At 58.6% G+C, this 16,354-nt stretch carries 15 protein-coding genes and 1 riboswitch; of the genes, 11 read left to right on the top strand and 4 right to left on the bottom strand.

Annotation, left to right across the window (positions count from 1 at the left end):
- The first annotated feature begins 5 nt into the window (after positions 1–5).
- The 8 genes from BCM02_RS25750 (at position 6) to BCM02_RS25715 (ending at position 8,536) form a co-directional block, all read left to right on the top strand.
- Entirely contained in the window at positions 6–482 is a 477-nt protein-coding gene (locus BCM02_RS25750) for a DUF456 domain-containing protein (RefSeq protein ID WP_148931994.1), read from the top strand.
- Between the two features lie 48 nt (positions 483–530).
- Positions 531–1,256, top strand: a complete 726-nt coding sequence (locus BCM02_RS25745; RefSeq protein WP_148931993.1) for a ThuA domain-containing protein — start codon at positions 531–533, stop codon at positions 1,254–1,256.
- Positions 1,257–1,280: 24 nt separating this feature from the next.
- The gene (locus tag BCM02_RS25740) at positions 1,281–2,924 is read left to right on the top strand and encodes a putative polysaccharide biosynthesis protein (protein ID WP_148931992.1); all 1,644 of its coding nucleotides are present in this window, start codon (positions 1,281–1,283) and stop codon (positions 2,922–2,924) included.
- Positions 2,925–3,007: 83 nt separating this feature from the next.
- Entirely contained in the window at positions 3,008–4,552 is a 1,545-nt protein-coding gene (locus tag BCM02_RS25735; protein ID WP_148931991.1) for a copper amine oxidase N-terminal domain-containing protein, read from the top strand.
- A gap of 47 nt (positions 4,553–4,599) precedes the next feature.
- Positions 4,600–4,944 carry a thioredoxin family protein gene (locus BCM02_RS25730; RefSeq protein WP_148931990.1) on the top strand — a complete coding sequence of 115 codons (345 nt, stop codon included), beginning with the start codon at positions 4,600–4,602 and terminating at the stop codon, positions 4,942–4,944.
- Between the two features lie 377 nt (positions 4,945–5,321).
- Positions 5,322–6,251 carry a COX15/CtaA family protein gene (locus BCM02_RS25725; RefSeq protein ID WP_148931989.1) on the top strand — a complete coding sequence of 310 codons (930 nt, stop codon included), beginning with the start codon at positions 5,322–5,324 and terminating at the stop codon, positions 6,249–6,251.
- Positions 6,252–6,359: 108 nt separating this feature from the next.
- Positions 6,360–7,073, top strand: coding sequence for a Cthe_2314 family HEPN domain-containing protein (locus tag BCM02_RS25720; RefSeq protein WP_148931988.1), 714 nt, complete (start codon positions 6,360–6,362; stop codon positions 7,071–7,073).
- A gap of 683 nt (positions 7,074–7,756) precedes the next feature.
- Positions 7,757–8,536 (top strand): SDR family oxidoreductase, encoded by a 780-nt coding sequence (locus tag BCM02_RS25715; RefSeq protein WP_148931987.1) that lies wholly within the window; start codon positions 7,757–7,759, stop codon positions 8,534–8,536.
- 106 nt (positions 8,537–8,642) lie between these two features.
- Here the strand turns inward: BCM02_RS25715 and BCM02_RS25710 are convergent, their stop codons facing one another.
- The gene (locus tag BCM02_RS25710; protein ID WP_148931986.1) at positions 8,643–8,885 is read right to left on the bottom strand and encodes a NifU family protein; all 243 of its coding nucleotides are present in this window, start codon (positions 8,883–8,885) and stop codon (positions 8,643–8,645) included.
- An 83-nt stretch (positions 8,886–8,968) separates the two neighbouring features.
- Here BCM02_RS25710 and BCM02_RS25705 point away from each other — a divergent pair, with 83 nt between their 5' ends.
- On the top strand, positions 8,969–9,241 hold the full coding sequence (locus tag BCM02_RS25705) for a YuzB family protein (protein WP_148931985.1): 273 nt from the start codon (positions 8,969–8,971) through the stop codon (positions 9,239–9,241).
- A 15-nt stretch (positions 9,242–9,256) separates the two neighbouring features.
- Here BCM02_RS25705 and BCM02_RS25700 read toward each other — a convergent pair whose 3' ends face one another.
- Both BCM02_RS25700 and mqnE read right to left on the bottom strand, forming a co-directional pair.
- Positions 9,257–10,324, bottom strand: coding sequence for an NAD(P)/FAD-dependent oxidoreductase (locus tag BCM02_RS25700; protein ID WP_148931984.1), 1,068 nt, complete (start codon positions 10,322–10,324; stop codon positions 9,257–9,259).
- Between the two features lie 87 nt (positions 10,325–10,411).
- Positions 10,412–11,515: an aminofutalosine synthase MqnE gene (mqnE, locus tag BCM02_RS25695; protein ID WP_148931983.1), complete on the bottom strand. Its 1,104-nt coding sequence runs from the start codon at positions 11,513–11,515 to the stop codon at positions 10,412–10,414.
- A 390-nt stretch (positions 11,516–11,905) separates the two neighbouring features.
- On the opposite strand from mqnE, the gene erpA reads away from it, so the two are divergent.
- The gene (erpA, locus tag BCM02_RS25690; RefSeq protein ID WP_148931982.1) at positions 11,906–12,268 is read left to right on the top strand and encodes an iron-sulfur cluster insertion protein ErpA; all 363 of its coding nucleotides are present in this window, start codon (positions 11,906–11,908) and stop codon (positions 12,266–12,268) included.
- Between the two features lie 273 nt (positions 12,269–12,541).
- Here erpA and BCM02_RS35430 read toward each other — a convergent pair whose 3' ends face one another.
- Positions 12,542–12,694 (bottom strand): hypothetical protein, encoded by a 153-nt coding sequence (locus BCM02_RS35430; RefSeq protein WP_187434408.1) that lies wholly within the window; start codon positions 12,692–12,694, stop codon positions 12,542–12,544.
- Positions 12,695–14,082: 1,388 nt separating this feature from the next.
- A riboswitch (cobalamin riboswitch) is annotated at positions 14,083–14,313 on the top strand.
- 177 nt (positions 14,314–14,490) lie between these two features.
- On the opposite strand from BCM02_RS35430, the gene cobJ reads away from it, so the two are divergent.
- Positions 14,491–16,317: a precorrin-3B C(17)-methyltransferase gene (cobJ, locus tag BCM02_RS25685; protein WP_148931981.1), complete on the top strand. Its 1,827-nt coding sequence runs from the start codon at positions 14,491–14,493 to the stop codon at positions 16,315–16,317.
- Positions 16,318–16,354 lie beyond the last annotated feature (37 nt).

The raw sequence follows: 16,354 nt of genomic DNA, 5'->3' as shown, positions 1-16,354 counted from the left end.
GGATCATGGTCATAGCCGGATGGATTATCGTCGCGTTATTGTTCCTCGTCGGGATGGCGGGAGCGGTGTACCCGATTTTGCCGGGCGCGCTCGCGATCTATGCCGCGTTCTTCGTCTACGGCTTCTTCGTGTCGTTCGAGCATTTCGGCTTCTGGTTCTGGTCGATCCAGACGGCGACGGTCGCCGTGCTGTTCATCGCGGACTACGCGGTCAACGCCTGGGGCGTCAAAAAATTCGGCGGTTCCAAGGCCTCGATCATCGGAAGCACGATCGGCGTGGTGGTCGGCTTGTTTATTCCGTTCGGGCTGCTGATCGGGCCGCTCCTCGGCGCGATTATCGGCGAGCTGTTCGCGGGCTCGGATTTCCAGAAGTCGCTGAAGGTCGGCTTTGGTTCGGTCGTCGGCCTGTTCTCGAGCATCGTCGTCAAAATCGTGCTTCAAGCCTTCATGATCGTCATCTTCTTCATCTGGATTTTTAACTAAGGCATCATCTTTCAAGCACCATTTACTTTGTAGGAGGCGGCGGCAAGCATGATCAAGGTCACGGTATGGAACGAATTTCTGCACGAGAACGTGCACGAGGAAGTCAAGAAGGTGTACCCGGAAGGCATACATAAAGTAATCGCGGAAGGCATCGGCACGGATGGCTTCATGGTGCGCACGGCGACGCTGGATCAGCCGGAGCACGGCTTGAGCGAAGACGTGCTCGCCAACACGGACGTGCTCATCTGGTGGGGCCACATGGGCCACGACAAGGTCGAGGACGAGATCGTCGAGCGCGTGCACGCGCGCGTCATGAACGGCATGGGCTTGGTCGTGCTGCACTCCGGCCATTTCTCGAAGATTTTCAAGAAGCTGATGGGCACGGGCTGCGACCTGAAGTGGCGCGAAGCGGGCGAGAAAGAGCGGATCTGGACGGTCAACCCGGCGCATCCGATCGCCGGCGGCCTGCCGGAGTTCTTCGAGCTTCCGCAAGAGGAAATGTACGGCGAGCACTTCGACATTCCGTCCCCGGACGAGACGATCTTCATCAGCTGGTTCGAAGGCGGCGAAGTATTCCGCAGCGGCGTGACGTTCTTCCGCGGCCAGGGCAAAATCTTCTACTTCCGTCCGGGCCACGAGACGTATCCGACGTACTACAACGAGAACGTGCGTCAAGTTCTCCGCAACGGCATCCGCTGGGCGGCCCCGTCGGGCGCGGCGGCGCCGGTTCGCGGCAATCACCAGCCGCTTGAGGCAATCCAGCCGAAATCATAAGGCAGAAGGCGGTAGGTTGTTCGCATGGTTAAGAAGGATTCGCTGATTAAAGGCACGATAATATTAGCGGCGGCAGCGCTGGTAGCCCGGGTTCTCGGGCTCTTCCAGCGCATTCCGCTCGATTATATGATGGGAAGCAGCGGCGGCGTCTATTTTGGCATCGCCAATTCGCTGTATCTGCTGCTATTGCTCGTCGCGACGGGGGGCATTCCGAGCGCGATCAGCAAAATGGTGTCCGAACGTTACGCCCTCGGCAAGCCGCGCGAGGCGCAGCGCATCTATGGCGCGGCGCTTCGCTTCGGCATGCTCGCCGGCGTGATCATGGCCTTATTGATGTTCCTGCTTGCGCCGCTGTACGCGGAATATATCTCCAAGGAAGAAAACGCCGACCTGTCCATTATGGCGATCGCGCCGGCGCTGCTCCTCTTCCCCCTCATCGCGATGATGCGGGGTTACTTCCAAGGACGCCAAATGATGGCTGCCGGCGGCATCTCGCAGATTATCGAGCAGATCGCGCGCGTGCTGACGGCCGTAGGCTTGGCGCTGATCGTGCTGAATTTGGGCTGGGGCGACCGTTGGATCGCCGCCGCCGCGACGTTCGGATCCGTCTTCGGCAGCATAGGAGCATTCGCGGTCATGGTCTATTACGCGCGCAAACTGCGTCGTCAGGACGCCGCCGAGCCGCCCGTCTCCAAGGAGATTCCGGGTGCAGCTTCGGCGCTTCCTTACCGTTCGATCTACCGGGAAATGTTCTCCATCTCGGTGCCGATCGTCGTGGCGGCCATCACGGTACAGTTCATGTACAACTTCGACACGAACCTGTTCCATATGCTGACCGACAGCTTCTACGGCGGCAAGGACGCCGCGCGCGAGGCGCTCGACTGGCTGGCGATCCGGGCGCAGTCGCTGGCGGGCATTCCGCCGATTCTGGCGATCGCGCTCAGCACGTCGATCATCCCGGTCATATCCGCGGCCTTCTCCGTGCGGAATATGGACGAGGTGGAACGCCAGACGTCGCTCGTCATGCGGATCGTCGTCTTCACCGGGGTGCCGGCCGCGCTGACGCTCACCGTGGCTGCCGTCTCCGTCACCGGCTTCTTCTTCGAGGGGACGGGCGGGAGCGGACTCGTCGCCGCCTTAACGGCGGGCACGATCTTCCAGATCACGATGATGACGAGTAACTCGGTGCTGTTCGGGATGGGCAAAGCGCGCATTCCGATGCGCCACACGATCATCGGATTGGTCGTCAAGGTCATCGGCAGTCTGGCGCTCGCGCCGCTGCTCGGCGCATACGGGCTCATCATCGCGTCCACGCTCTGCTTCATCGCCATCTCCACGCTCAATCTGCGCGCGGTCGGCCGGGAAGTGAGCCATACGGTGCTCGGCAGCCGTTGGGGCGGTTATCTCGTCACGATCGTCGCTTCGGCCGGCGCGGGTTACGCGGTAGATCTGCTGGCGCGCTCGGCGCTCGACGGTCTGCCGGCCAAGGTAACGTATTTCTTCGCCGCGGCGGCGACCGGCATCGCGGCGCTGGCCGTGTATGCCGTGTTGCTCGTCCTGCTTCGCGTCATAAGGCCGGAGGAGGTCAAGCAATTCCCCGGACCGCTCCGCAAGCTGCTCGGACCGCTTATGCGCTTGGCGCCGAAGCGTGCCGCGAGCCGAGATTAATCTAGCGTAAAAGCGCTATTCACGCATCCCCTCCTCATGATAGAATAGACCTTGGTCTTTTTTATCCGAGGAGGGGATTTCTTATGAAACTGTTTATAAAAGGAAAAAGAGCGCTGCTGCTGGCCGCGCTCGCGGTCGTCATGGTCATCGTCGCGGGCTGCCAAGCCGTAGGCGGCGTCGATCTGAACCAAATGCTCAAGCAATCGCTGAAGGTCGACTCCTACGAGGGAACGGAATCGGTCGAGATTAAGCTCGTGCCGAGCGATAGCGAGGACGTATCGGAAGAAGACGCCGAGATTGCGCGCATGCTATCCAGCACGAAGCTTGAGCTGACAAGCGTTAAGATGAAGGATGCCGAGAACGGCTCCGTGAAGGGGAACCTGGAGTTCAACGGCAAGAGCATCGGCTTTGAAGCTTCGATCGACGAGAAGCAGGCGGTCATCGCGCTCGAAGGCGCCAAGCAGCCGTTCGTATTGGACCTGAGCGTCCTCTCCGAAGCAACGGCGGAGACGGACAGCATCACGGCCGCGGCTGAGAAGCTCGTCGATACGGTTTCCGGCTTCGTCATCGACCATTTACCGAATCCGTCGTCCATCAGCGCGACGCCGGCCTCCGTCACGATCGGCGGCGAGACGGTGAACGCAATGCACGTCGTGGCCGAGATCGACGGCGAGCAGCTGTTCGGCTGGATCAATTCGTTCCTGGACGCGCTGATGGCCGATAAGGCGGGGCTTACGGCGGTGACGACCGAGCTGATCAAGCTGTTCGAGGAACAAGCCGGCGCGCTGGAAGAACTGGGCGGTGCCGAAGAGCTGTTCGGCACGACCGTCGAAGAGACGTCCGAGGCGGACATCGAAGAAGCGGTTACCGAGATGCTCGACGGCCTGAAAGAAGCCAAAGACGAGCTCGCCAAGGCGAAGACGGAAGACGTTGAAGCGTTCAACGCGATCTTCAACAAGAACAACAAAGCCAAGTTCGGCTTGTACGTCGATACGAAGCTGAACATCCGCAAATCCGAATTCGAAGCAACGATCGACTTCGGCGCGGCGGCCGAGGAAGAAGGCGTGCCGTTCACCGGCATCACCGTCAAGGCCGTATCCGAGAAGTCCAAGGTGAACGAGACGGTCGTACCGGATGCCGTGCAAGCAGGCGACGACGCCCTCGCGTTCGAGGAGCTTGTCGAGCTGCAAGGTTATGAAGCGCTGGAGCTGTTCAACAAGGAATCCGACCTTTACTCGCTGCTGCGCAATGACCTGCACATCACGCGTCAAGAGGTGTACCTGATGCCGGATTACGACGTGTACGGACCGATCGTAACGGCTTCGGGCATTACGCTTATCCCGCTCCGAGATACCGCCCGTCAACTGGGCGCGACGATCAAATCCGACGCGAAAGGCAAGAAGATCGAGCTGAAGGACGGCGCGACGGGCACGAAGCTGGCGCTTACGGTCGGCAGCAGCTGGGCGTCCGTGAACGGGAAGAACGTCAAATGGTCGTATCCGACGACCTCGATCAACGGCGCGACGTACGTGCCGGCGCGCGACTTTGTCAAAGCGCTTCAAGGTACGTTATACTGGGAGACGGAAAGCGACGATTACAGCTACCTCGTCATCACGCGCGAGCCGTAAGACAGCTGGACCCGCGTTTTAACGAGCGCTTAAGGAGGTGAAGACGGATGGAGAAAATCCGCGATGACGCGTCGTTTCGCGAAGCGACCGCGCCCGAGGATCTAACCGTGGTCGTATTCAAGACAACATGGTGCAAGGACTGCCATTTCATCGATCCGTTCATGCCCGAGGTGGAGAAGCAGTACGCGGGACGCATCCGTTTCTACGAGATCGACCGCGACGATCTGCCGGATCTGTGCAGCGAGCTGAACATACTGGGCATTCCAAGCTTCATCGCCTTCCGCGGCGGCAGCGAAGTCGTCCGTTTCGTCAGCAAGCTCCGCAAGTCGCGGGACGAGATCGAGCAGTTCCTCGATCGCGCCCTTGAAGTCGCCGGCGCCCTGGGCAAGTAAGCGATAAGCGGCGCGAAGCGCCAGAATAGACCCGTTTGTTTTCCTGCCCGCCATCCGGCGGTAAGAGAAAACAGCGGGTCTGTTTTTTATTTGAAATACAAGAAAGTATAAGTTTCACGTTTATTCATCCATCTTGTATTTCTCCGGAACGTAACTCCCATCGCCGCAAAAAGACGGCAATAGCCGTTTCGCCTTTGTCCAAACGTGATTCTGGTTATGCTATATAAGATGAAGAGGCAATCGGAACGCGCGGCAGGGATAGCGCTCGAAAATCGTCACAACTTCAGACTTTGTGATTGAGTTCACATTTTCAACATGGTATTTGACAAACCGACTCGCTATAATTGAGAAGAATTATACGGAAACAGGTGATGACAATGATCTCTAAACGCTATCGGGCGCTTGCGCTTGCCGCCTGTATCGGAATGCTGCTGGTGCTGCTCGCGGGCGCGCTCGTGACGAACACCGAGTCCGGGCGAGGCTGCGGCGACGACTGGCCGCTCTGCCATGGCAAATTTATTCCCGCATATACGATCGAATCGATGATTGAATATTCCCACCGTCTCGTGACGGGCATTGTCGGACTCATCGTCCTTGCCGTCTTTATCCTGACAATCAAAGACTATCGGCAGCACAAAGAGGCGGTGCTTTATTCCGCAGGAACGGGCTTCTTTACGATCCTTCAGGCGCTGCTTGGAGCCGCCGCGGTCATGTGGCCTACATCCCCGCCGGTTATGGCGCTGCACTTCGGTTTTTCCATTATGGCTTTTACCTGTACGCTGCTGCTCGTCATCTGGGTAAGGCGAATGCGGAACGGCGTCGAGGCGGACCGACCGTCCAAGGCCGTTCATCCGCAAATATTCTCGCTGACGGTTGCCGCGCTCGTTTTTACGTACGTCGTCATCTACTTGGGCGCGTTCATTCGCCACACGGACTCTTCCGGCGGCTGTCTCGGCTGGCCGCTCTGTAACGGGGAAATCGTGCCGGTATTGGAGGGCGCCACCGAAATCGTCTTCTACCACCGGATCGGCGCGGTCATCCTAACCGTGCTGCTCGGCCTGATATGGGCGAAGGCGGTCCGCTACGCGCAGGAGCAGCCGGCCATCCGTCGCGGCGCCCGGCTCGTGTTCGTGCTCGTCGTCTGCCAAGTGTTCAGCGGGGCCATCTTGACCGCGACGCTGACGAACGAGGACTGGTTCTTGTTCACGAGCCTCATTCATAACACGATCATCTCGGTCTTATTCGCCTTCATGTGCGATTTGGCCATCCGTTCCTGGAAGTGGCGGGAAGGTCGTTACCGGCCTTAACAGACAAGGCGGGCGCTTCGAATATTACCACGATTGACGCGCCGGCCGCATGGGTAATCTAGATGACAAGCCGATAAGCCAGGGCGCGAAGGAGGTGGGCATCGTTTCATGCTTCGGATGATGTTTGGCGAGAAACCGCGCGAGCTGCAGGGCGATATGTACGAGACGATCCGCACGATGGAGCAATTCGCCCAGACGGTGCACAAACGCATCGCCGCCGGGCGAGATCGCGACCACAAGCTTCGCAAATACGAGGTGTGGACGCATGGACTGATCGCCTCGCTCGACGAATTAGAGCAGACGCATTATGCGGCCAAGAAGTTCGCCGAGATGGTGAAGAGCGAATCGCTGGAAGCGATGTCGCCGGCCGAACGGCTGAACTATCAGCGCCACGTGTTTTTCGATAAGAACGGATTCATCCGCATGTTCGCCATACTGGACAAGATGGGCAATATGCTGAATGATTTTCTCGGTCTCGAGACAGAGCGGATCAAGCCGCATTTCTCGTATTTCACCGTGCTGCGCAACATGCGCCAGCGCAAGCTGCATCCCGAGCTGTCCGTCCGGCTGGACGAGCTGAAGGAGAAGCATAAGGATGCGACCAACCGGCTGCGCCGGCGCCGCAATGTCGAGATCCATCATATGAACTCCGAGCTGCAGGATGATTTGAAGCAGAACCATGAGCATTACGGCGAAGCGCATCGGATCGAGGATTTGAAGGGGCAGCTGGCGGACGCGCAGCAAGGACTCGATCTTGCGACGCGCAGCCTTCGGATCATGTTCGAGTACGCGATTCGCCAGATGAGGAAATGGGAATCATAATATGCTATACTCTTCGATGAGCGCCAGGCTTAAGCGGCCGCCGGATTCCGGCCCGCTTTAAGTCTTTTTTCTTTGCTCTCATACAGGGATTCATAAGTTCTCGCATATAAATCTATGCAACCGCTATCGAAGGTCAGCACCGAACCAAGTAGACAACCTACTGGATTGGATACCACCCCAAAGCTAAACGTAACGAACGAAGCTCGAACAAGAGCCAGTCCGAAGGACTGGCGAGCGGGCTCCCTTCGAGAGGACACATCGAAGACGGCTGCGAAGTAGATCCAGAGATGAACGTTTTTCGGAGGAAAACGACTTCGGAAGCATATGCTTAACCTTCTGGTTCCCCTTATGCACATGCCTATGTCTTAGGACGAACTTCAAAACCCACTGAAGCTTTGTCCGACAGGACAAAAGCGTGCCACACTCAAGCCTTCCCGCCGACCGCGAACAAACATGCCAGCACGAAATAGGGAGTCCTGAGCGTTTTCAAAGGAAAGCGCACTTCGGAAGCATAGGCTTTGGAGCCTCCTCGGCGGAGGAGGTGGGAGGAGGGAGCACCAAAAGTCGGGTCAAAAGGGCGGAGCCCTCTTATCCTGACAGCATTGCGGCGGAGGGGAAAGGGGGAGCCAGAACGGAAGATTTGAAGGGCGAAGCCCTTTTGTTCATGCGAGGGAGGAACGAGGATGGAGCTGCAAGGGAGAACGGCATTCATTACGGGCAGCGCCAAGGGACTTGGCAAAATGACGGCGCTCGCGCTGGCGAAGATGGGCTGCGATATCGTGCTGAACTATGTGAGCAGCAAGGAAGAAGCGGAGCGGCTCGCCGAGGACATTCGGGGCATGGGCGTGCAATCGATCGCCATTCGAGGTGACGTCGCCAAGCCAGAGGACGTGGCGGCGATGGCCGATCAGGCGCTGGCATGGTCCCGTACCGGAGCGATCGACATTCTGATCAATAACGCTGGGCCGTTCCGAAGGGAACGCGAGCTCTTCGCCGATTATGGGGAAGCGGAGATCATCGGCCTCGTGAACGGGAATCTGCTCGGCGTCATGCTGCTCGACCGCCGGATGCTGCCGGGCATGCGCGCCCAGCAGTGGGGCCGCATCTTTCACTTCGGCTTCGGCCACGCGGGCGAAGGGCGCGCTTGGCCGCACCGGGCCGTCTACGCGGCGGCGAAGACGGGGCTCGTCTCCTTCACGAAGACGCTGGCCGTCGAGGAAGCGGCTTCGGGCATTACGGTACATATGATTTGTCCCGGCGATATTAGAGGCAAGAACAAGGAGCGTTCGATCGCGGACGTCATGAACGAGCAGGAAGACGAGGCGCCGACCGCTCGGCCGGGAAGCGGAGAGGACGTCGCGCGCGTGATCGCGTTTCTGTGTCTGCCGCATTCGGATTATTTGACCGGCAACGTCGTCGACGTCAACGGCGGATTCGATCCGATCAAGACGTCCATTCGATAATCGCCGCCGCATCGGGGCAATAAGAAAAAGAGTCTTGCTTCCTTCGCGCTAATCGCGAAAGGGCAAGACTCTTCGTGCACACGAACGTCCTGACGTCAGGACACGATTAGAATACTTGAACTACCTCTTGTACGCCTTCGACCTCTTCCAGCAGGGCGCGTTCGATGCCCGCCTTGAGCGTGATCGTGGAGCTTGGGCAGCTGCCGCATGCGCCCATCAGACGCAGCTTGACGATACCGTCTTCCACATCCACGAGCTCAACGTCGCCGCCGTCGCGTTGCAGGAACGGACGAAGCTTATCGAGGACATCCAATACCTCATCATACATCGTTGCCGTATTTTCGCTCATTGCAATCAACTCCTTTCTTACTCTATTATAGTACAAAGACGCGCAAATGAAAATGGATATCAACGTAAGGCCGGTGATCAAACATGTTAAAACCGATTATTGAGTTCTGCGCCAGCAATATGCACCACGGCACGGATCAAGTCATGAAACGACTGGAAGAAAACCCGGATTATGATGTGATCGAATATGGCTGTCTGGGCAATTGCGGCGAATGTTATTTGTTCCCGTTCGGCATGGTGAACGGCGAGATCGTCGCCGGCGAAACCGCCGAAGAGCTGGAACAACGCATTATGGAAGCCATTAAGGAACAGCAGGCGGAGCGAGAAGCGCTCGACCGTATTATCGACGACCTATAGCGTCGACGCCCGCGATTAGCCGATATGGTGCTTGGATTTCCATAGCACGCCGCTCTTCAACATGCGCGGCACGCGTCCCATGAGCGTCGTTTTGCCCATAAGACCGAAGCCGGCTTTTTTGCCGAGCGAACCGAGAACGCCCTTGAGCTTCATTGGACCAAGCCGGGGCGTTTTGTTATGCCAAATCGCCTGCATCACCTGCGCGACCTGCTTGCCCTGGGCGCCGGCGGCTTGCCCGCTCGGCGCGAACGGCACGGAGGCGCAATCGCCGACGATGAATACTTCCGGGTAGTCCGGGAGTTGGTGGTATTCGTTAATGACGAGACGTCCTTGTTTGTCCTTCGGCAGCGACATGCGTTGCACGAGCGAGACCGGCTGAATGCCGGCCGTCCAGACGGTGACGTCCGTATAGATCGGATCCGGCGAGTTGGCGTCGTGCAGAATGCCTTCCTCGACGCGGTTCAGCGAGACGTGGCTGCGCATCTCGACGTCGTGCTCGAGGAACCAGGAAGCGACGTATTCTTGCACCTTGCCCGGGAACGCGGACATGACGGAGCCGCCGCGGTCGATGATGCGGACGTTGAGGTCTGGCCGGCTCTCGCGAAGTTCCGCCGCCACTTCGACGCCGCTCAATCCGCCGCCGATGATCGAGATTTGTCCGTAAGGCTTGACGTCGTTGAGCCGTTGATACGTCTTGCGCGCGGAAGAGAAGGTCTGGATGCTGTTGGAATACAGCTCCGCGCCTTCGATGCCGTGATATTTGTCCGTGCAGCCCAGCGCGATGACCAAGCGCTCGTATTCGAGCGGCTCTTGTCCGGCCAGGATGACTTGCTTCGCGTCGAGATTGACGTCGGTCACCTCGCCGTACGTGACGATTAGACGAGGGTCGGAAGGGAACTGCACCCGAAGGTCGAGATCCGAGACTGTCCCGGCCGCGAGCGCGTAATACTCGGTTTTCAATCCTTGGTGGGGCATCCGGTCAATTAGGACGATGACGGTATCGTCCGGAAGCTCGCCTTCGAGCAGCTCGTGCACGACGGTCAACCCGCCGTATCCGCCGCCTAATACTACAAAACGTTTCATCTGAATCCCAACCTTTGTTTCAGCGATTGTGTGTAAACCAGGTGATACGCCGCAACATACGCGTAGTATGCGCGAATGCGCATCCGATCAGTCGTAGACCTTCACTTCGTTGTAGAAGGTGTCGCGCTCGACGGGAATGCGGCCCGCGCCTTTCACGAGCCAGATGAGATCCTCGCGCGTAATGCCTTCCGGCGTGAGCGCCCCCGCCGAGTGGCTGATCCGTTCCTTGACGATCGTGCCGTGAACGTCGTCCGCGCCCATCGTGAGCGAAACTTGGGTCAGCTGGGTTCCGATGTTGATGAAGTACGCCTTGATATGCTGGAAGTTATCGAGCATGAGACGGCTGATGGCGATCGTCTTCAAATCCTCGTAGGCCGAGTTGCGTCTGCGAATGCCGGCTTTCGGGCTGATCGGCTGCATGGACAACGGAATAAAGACGAGGAAACCGTTCGTCTCGTCCTGCAGCTCGCGTATTTGCGTCATATGGTCGATGCGGTCTTCGTGCTTCTCGACCGAACCGTATAACATCGTCGTATGCGTGCGCAAGCCAAGCTCGTGCGCGTTGCGGTGAACGTCGAGGTACTGGGAGACGTCCGCTTTGGTTACTTTCATCTTGCGGCGGTATTCGTCGGAGAGAATCTCGGCGCCGCCGCCGGTCAGGCTCTTCAAGCCGACCTTCATCAGCTCCTGCAGCACTTCGCGGTAGCTGAGGCCGCTGATCCGGGAGAAGAAGTCGATCTCCGCTGCCGTGTAGGCTTTCAGCGTGACGTCCGGATAGCGCTCATGTAATGCTTTTAACGAATCCACATAATATTGAAACGGCACGTGCGGGTTGTGGCCGCCGACGATATGGAATTCGCGGACGCCGGGGTGGATGTGCTGCTCGACGTATTCGATCATCTGCTCGCCGCTGAGGGTATACGACCCGGGCTGGCCTTCGTCCTTGCGGAAGTTGCAGAAGGCGCAGTGCGCTTCGCAGACGTTCGTGAAGTAGAGGCTCATGTTCTCGATGAAGTACACCTTGCGGCCGTTCTTGCGCAGGTTGACCTCGTTGGCCATCTGGCCGATCGTGAGCAGGTCGTCGGATTTGTACAGGAATATGCCATCCTCGCGGGTAAGGCGTTCGCCGGCGCGTACTTTCTCGATAATGGCCTGCATTTGTTTGTCTTCTGTCGGTATTGCGACGTTCATGAAGGGTTCCTCCTTGTCCGCCGGGCGCTTCTGGTCCGGTCAATGGGTAGTGTTAGAGCGGGAAATGCTACGCGCACGGGCGTTCTTCAGCCAAAGGGAGCAATAAATTCAACTATGTGAAAAAAATAACATGCGCAGCCTGTTGATGCTGCATCCGATCGTCCGAGCAAAGCTACCCCCTATTATAAACCTTCACTTCGCGAGGCGGCAACTACAAAAGTCGAACGGTGCCGAACGCTTCGAGAGCGCCATCGTGCATGTATGCGCGTCCCTTGAGGGATAGCCGGAAGCGGTGTATACTATAAATTATAAAGCGTCGTTCGACCCGGGGACCTGCTCTGGCGGGAGCTCCGCCGACGGCCGGACGCCGCAGTCAGGGAGGGAAAACGTATGATAACCATTAGCGAAAGCGCAAATGAGAAAATAAAAGAAATGCTCGCGGCGGAAGAATCGCCGGATCTGTTCCTTCGCATCGGGGTCAAGGAAGGCGGCTGCAGCGGCTTCTCCTACGGCATGGGCTTCGACGACGAACAGAAGGACGAGGACAACGTGATGGAGCTGGACGGGCTTAAAGTCGTCGTCGACGGCGAGAGCCTCCGCTACCTTAACGGTCTCCAGATCGATTTCAAGGAATCGGCGATGGGCGGCGGGTTCACGATCGAGAACCCGAACGCATCCGCGACTTGCGGCTGCGGCTCCAGCTTCCGTACCGCGGCTGCGGCCGGCAAACCGAGCGCGCCGGGCGAATGCTAATCCGCAATTGAGTAAAGTCGCGATAAGTCCCCTCTACGGTAGAATGCGCAGTTTCGCGCCGTGGCAGGGGGCTTTTTGCGTTGGGAATAAGCGGGGCGCGGGGGAATTGATCGCGAGCGCGCGCCGAAAACGCCGCAGCCAGTGAGCTGCGGCGTTTCGAATTCAAGCGTATTGGTATTACGAGGACTCGAACAGCTCGAACGCATGCTCGACGCCGTGGATGGCTCCCGCGAGAAGCACTTCGCGAACCAGATCGAATAGCGCGATCATCGGTTAGACGCTTCCTTTTTCGGCTGAGCGGTCGTCCTTCTCGTACGCGATCAACACGATATTCGGGTTAGAAGCCGACCGGAGATGCGCTTCGGTCTGCCGCAGCTCGTCCAGCTGCTCGGCGTTCAGTTGGGCGGGGCGATACTCGTCGTTCATGCTGATCCTCCTCGGAATAGTCGCGGCCATCGATTCGACCGCCTTCAACGGAAAAGAGAGCCCGCTTCAGGGGCTCTCTTCCGACGGTGATACGTAGAATGAGACAACTTCTGTTGCACATCTGTTAGAAATCCGGTTTACCCGATGGTAAAGTGTCCCTCAGAATGCTCTGCGGCACAACCCCTCGCTTCTATGCAAAATGTGTTTACTTCCGTTTACCTCCAGTGAGTCCGTGCACGATGCCGTCCAATGGAACCACACCTCTCTTCTCACCGTCGATATTATCATGTCCGGGGAAGGACGGTTTTATGCGGGGGAAAAAGGGCGGAGGCGACGCAGGTTGGATGCAAAACGCGGATGACGTTGCGACGCAACGAAAAAAGAGCCCGTTTTAAGGGCTCTTTTCCGACGGTGATCGTAGAATGAGACAACATCTGTTTCACATCCGTTAGAAATCCGGTTTACCTGATGGTAAAGTGTCCCTCAGAATGCTCTGCGGCACAACCCCTCGCTTCTATGCAAAATGTGTTACTTCCGTTTACCTCTAGTGAGTCCTTGCACTATGCCGTCCAATGGAACCGCACCTCGCTTCTCACCGTCGAGATTATGATGTCCGGGCAAGGACGGTTCTATGCGGGATGTTTCAACAAGTCGGAAAAGGTAACAAGGGGGAGCAAACCAAAAGACGCTCCATAGTCCCCTGTCATTGCAGGGTAACGAAAAAAGAGCCCGTTTTAAGGGCTCTTCTCCGACGGCGATACGTAGAATGAGACAACTTCTGCTGCACATCCGTTAGAAATCCGGTTTACCTGATGGTAAAGTGTCCCTCAGAATGCTCTGCGGCACAACCCCTCGCTTCTATGCAAAATGTGTTTACTTCCGTGTACCTCGCGTGTCGAGTCCTTTCACCATTCGGCTCAATGGAACCACACCTCTCTTCACGCCGTCGATCATATAATGCCCCGCGCCGGTCCGTCCTATGCACGCCTTGCCGTAAACCACGACACGATGGGCGAAACCTACGAAGGGCGCAACGAAAAAAGAGCCCGTTTTAAGGGCTCTTCTCCGACGGCGATGCGTAGAATGAGACAACATCTGTTTCACATCCGTTAGAAATCCGGTTTACCTGATGGTAAAGTGTCCCTCAGAATGCTCTGCGGCACAACCCCTCGCTTCTATGCAAAATGTGTTTACTTCCGTATACCTCGCGTGTCGAGTCCTTTCACCGTTCGGCTCAATGGAACCACACCTCTCTTCACGCCGTCGAGAATAGGATGGCCGGATCGATCGTATGTTATGCGCCGGGAACGGGAAAAGATTAGCGGCCGGCCATCGAACCATTATTTTCATAGACAGATTATGGCGGGCTCTTGTATGATGATCGAGACAATTGCATATCGGGAACAGGTGCCAAGTCGTCAGTCATGGCGATTATGGCTTAATAGGGAAGTTCGGTGCAAAACCGACACGGACCCGCCACTGTAAGAAGCTTGTCCGCCGGCCGATCGATGGCCGCGGACGGATGCGCCGCCAACCGAAGTCACTGGGAGACTGCCTCCCGGGAAGACCGCCGCCGCATCGCTTTAAGTCAGGAGACCTGCCTGTTTCAACAGCACTGTTAACCTACGCGGAATTAGGGTGGTGTTAGAGATCGGACAAGCAGGAACGATACCGCCCTATGCGCATGCGCGAGGGACGGTCGTTTGGATTCGTTTGCGAGCCACGGGCATTTCTAACACATTGTTGTGTTGGGAATGTCCTTTTTTGCGTGGACAAGGAAGGAGCGGCGGAATCGCATGGAGAGGACAACGGGCAAGCTGCTGATCGTCGGGTTCGGCCCGGGCAGCTTCGAACATATCACGAAACGGGCGAAGGAAGCGATACAGGAAAGCGATATCGTCATCGGCTACAACACGTACGTCGATTTGATCCGCGGGCTGTTGAGCGAGCAGCAGGTCGTGCGGACCGGGATGACCGAGGAGGTCAGCCGGGCGCAGGAAGCGGTGCGACAGGCGGAGGCCGGCCGCAAGGTGGCGGTCATCTCGAGCGGGGACGCGGGCGTCTACGGCATGGCCGGCCTTGTGTACGAGGTGCTCATGGAGCGGGGCTGGCGGCGGGAGACGGGGGTCGAGGTGGAAATAATCCCGGGCATCTCGGCGATCAATTCGACGGCGTCGCTGCTCGGGGCGCCCGTCATGCACGACGCGTGCACGATCAGCCTGAGCGATCATTTGACGCCGTGGCGGGTCATCGAGCGGCGCGTCGAAGCGGCCGCCTCCGCGGACTTCGTCATCGCGCTGTACAATCCGCGCAGCGGGCGGCGGACGCGCCAGATCGTCGAGACGCAGCGGATCGCGCTCAAGTACCGTTCGGCGCAGACGCCGGTCGGCATCGTTAAGAGCGCCTACCGCGATCGGCAGGACGTCGTGATCACGACGCTCGGGGAGATGCTGGAGCACGATATCGGCATGCTGACGACGGTCATCATCGGCAATTCGGCCACGAGCGTCTATGAAGGGCTCATGATTACGCCGCGCGGTTATCAGCGGAAGTATACGCTCGGCGCGGACGTGCAGCCGCTGCGTCCGCATGAGCGGCTGCGGACCGAGGCGGAGCCTTGGGCGTTGGAGGCCGTCGGCGCGACAGGACAAGACGGCGGATCGGAAGAAGCATGGGGTGAGGACGACGGGGCGCTTGAGCAGCTCGCGGCCGGCCGCTCGGGAAGCGAGCAAGGGGCGGCGACGGTTACGCTCGGGGCTGCGGCGGCGGAGGAGCCGGCAGGTCACGGCGTGCCGCGAAGGCAGGAAGTCGAGATGGCGATGGCGACTTCGCGGGCGGCTGCGGTTGTCGGGACCGCTTCGCCATTATCGCTTGCGCTGGAGGCGCTGCGACGGGTGGATGCCAGCCGCGGCGTCGCGCCGGCTGAACGAGGGCCGAGCGCCGATGGCGGGAGCGCGGGGGCCGCGTTCCGACGTGAGGCGATATTCGAATTCACGGTCAGTCCCGGGCTGGCGAACAAGAAGCTGAGCGCGGCGCAAATGATGCTGCTGGCCGAGATCGTCGGCGACGCGGGCGAGCTGGAATATACGCCGCACCATCAATTCATCGTTCGCCTGCGGACGGATGATCCGGATTCGGCGACGGGCCGCCTTCGCGAGGCGGGATTCGCGCTGGCGCCGATCGGCGACGTCGTTCAGATCAAGGCATGCGACTTTTGCAATATGGAGAAAGCCGAATCGGTGCCGTATTTGGAGCGGCTCGGCGAGGGACTCGGCGGCGCGAAGGTGCCCAAGGAGATGCGCATCGGCTTCAACGGCTGCGGGATGGCGTGCTACGGCGCGGTGAACGAAGATATCGGCATCGTGTACAGACGGGGGAAATTCGATTTGTTTCTGGGCGGGAAGACGGTCGGGCGCAACGCGCACGCCGCCCAGCCCGTCGCGGAGGGGATCGAGCCGGAGGCGCTGGTGCCGACGGTGGAGCGGATCGTGGCGCGCTTTCGGCAGGAGGGTCATCCGAACGAACGATTCCATAAGTTTTTCAAACGGGTGAAGGAGCTGGAAGGTTACCGGCAGCAGGACCTGCCCGTGTTTGCGATCGATAACGCGGTGTGCGGCGACTGAGGGATCGACGGTCGACGGCGCGCCGGGATTTTCATAG

The organism is Paenibacillus methanolicus (assembly GCF_008124765.1).
GTDB classification, from domain to species: Bacteria; Bacillota; Bacilli; order Paenibacillales; family Paenibacillaceae; genus Paenibacillus_Z; species Paenibacillus_Z methanolicus.
Note: the sequence above shows the minus strand (reverse complement) of the source record. Positions and strands in the feature narration are given on the sequence as shown.